General features: G+C 50.0%; 2 protein-coding genes and 1 pseudogene. All 3 read right to left on the bottom strand.

From position 1 onward, the window contains the following. A partial coding sequence (locus ACTG34_RS12720) for a beta-1,6-N-acetylglucosaminyltransferase (protein WP_439105257.1) occupies window positions 1-674 on the bottom strand: 674 nt, incomplete at its 3' end. Beyond that, complete coding sequence (locus ACTG34_RS12715; RefSeq protein WP_439105256.1) at window positions 671-1,657, bottom strand: glycosyltransferase family 2 protein; 987 nt, start codon at window positions 1,655-1,657, stop codon at window positions 671-673. The genes ACTG34_RS12715 and ACTG34_RS12720, both read right to left, overlap by 4 nt. A gap of 136 nt (window positions 1,658-1,793) precedes the next feature. Continuing rightward, window positions 1,794-2,241 (bottom strand): annotated as a pseudogene (locus ACTG34_RS12710) (glycosyltransferase family 2 protein); the annotation flags it as partial.

The following is a 2,241-nucleotide window of genomic DNA, read 5'->3' as shown; positions in this document are numbered from 1 at the left end:
AGGCGCACAAGGGACTGGTAATAGCTCTCGTCAGGAATCCAAACGCGTTTAAAATACCTGTCGTACACTTGGCGTTCCGGATCATTCAATATCTTGGTCAGGGTGTCACGGGACAAACACCACCATTGCGATCCAAGGTGCGGAACGACATTTTCCGGACGCTTACGTCTAAAGCCGACACGGCGTTGCAACCGGACATACGCATCGAACAGGCGCCGATTTTTCTTCCATGAAAATGGAAACCGTAGGGTAAACCGTTCGGAATCCAGCCCACCAACCGTCCACGGCACATCTTCCGTCGTCACGCTTTCAATAAAGTTTGTCGTTGGCCGCGCCGATAGGTACGCTTTTAAATCAGCCACGGGTCTCAACGGCAAACAGGATCCTGAGGCAAGATAGACATGCTGAACATCATCGAACCGGTCGAGCATGAGTTCAGACGCATTTTGAGATGCCGCAACCAATGACCACGTGCCCCAATCGCAACTGTGTCGTTTCGAAAACAAAACGTTGTCGAGATCTGACAAACTTTCAACAAATGCTCGATATGCCGCTGCCGCCACACGTTTGTCCACATGGACCACGACAGGGCAACCTTGGTCCGCCCAATGACGTGCCACTTGTTCGGCGCGGTCCAGCGCTGTGTGAACCAGCATAACAAAGCCGACCGTCATGCCCAATTTCCCTTAGACATCAGCCCAAGAATCTCGAGTTGCCGCCAATTGATATATTTCTCAGACCAATTGCACCACAGGTCCGGATCTTCTTCTAGATTTTTGTGATAGGCTGCGTACTCGCGGCCGCTGGCGTAGTGCTCTTGTCGCTGCAACTCTTCTTCTGTTTTCGCGCGCAGAGTGCTTATGAATTTGGCATGAAGTAACGCCCCAGACGCTTTTTCACCACCGCTAGTATCGTACACCAAATTTAACCCACGCGGCAAAAGCATGTGAGTAGATTGAATATACGCAAACTTTCTATCCCATTTCACCAATGGAATTTTGTTCATCGAAGGTGCGTTTTCTGGGTCATCTTTAAAGAAACGGCGTGCCCGTGGACCACCTTGGATCCACAAGTTGAAATAGTCTGGGTTGGTCGAAATCGTATAGTTCCCGCTATCGAACCATTCGGCGATTTCCATGGGGTTTTGGCCGGCACGATACGCTACCGCGTCGACGCTGCCCTTCGGATACATATCAATCATCATCGCCGAAAAACTCTTGAGACCAGAGTTGTCGAGCCAATCTGTGAGAGCCGGTATGGGACGCGTGTCGCAAAATGGATAAACAAAAAACTCATCGACATCCACGGTGAGGGTCCAATGCCCATGGCAATACTTGCGCGCGAGCCAGTTCATCCAACGCACACCAAAATCTGCCCTCTTATAGCTTTCCTGTGTGTGCCAAAGTGAAACGTCATCCTGCGCCTTGAGGTAAGCACCGGACCCATCGTCGCTGTCATTGTCGACGACAAGAAAGTGCGACACACCAAGATCGCGATAGTATTGTAGAAAATATGGAAGACGGATGCTCTCGTTGCGTAGTGTCACAACGACAAGAATATCATTGGGCCGAATTTGGGATGTTCGGTCAGCGACACAGGTCAAATCATGACGTGCGCGAATAGCCTTGAACAAGACCTTTTTGCGCCGCCAGCGCATGCGATATCTACCAAACCTGCTCAATCGACCAACTGTTCCCACTAGCGATACGTTTACCTATCGCTTCTATACATGCAGACTACGCTTTTAGTCGTGATTGGTAAACAATTAGGGCACATTGCAATGATTGTTTACATTAAGTCGTGGGGTTACCGTGTCCCCAAGCACCACGTGACATAAGGCCAAGAGATTCTAATTGCTCTGCCCCCTCATAAGGTATCGAAACATCCCCCATCAAATTAGGACTTTCGACGATTAAGTCATAGTAGCCTTGAAACGCAGATGGGTCCCGAAAGTGTTGGTTTCTGTTCTTTTCCTCACGAGACTTCTCAATGACATTTGGCAAAAATTTCGTGTGCAGTAAAACACCCGTAAGTCGGGGATCGGATGGCCCGTCATAGAGCGCATTCAACGATGGCGGCAGAAGCGAATGCGTGGAATTAATGTAGGCGTATCGCCAATTCCATCGAACCAAAGGTAATTTATTTAAAGTTGGTCCCTTCTCTGGGGTATCCGCAAAGAAGACACGTTCGCGCGCGCCGCCCTGCAACCACAAGTTCCCCCGGGGCAACTGTCGCGTGGCG

Origin of the sequence: Celeribacter marinus, assembly GCF_965656515.1 — a bacterium.
GTDB lineage: Bacteria > Pseudomonadota > Alphaproteobacteria > Rhodobacterales > Rhodobacteraceae > Celeribacter > Celeribacter marinus_D.
This window is presented reverse-complemented; position numbering and strand designations above follow the sequence as displayed.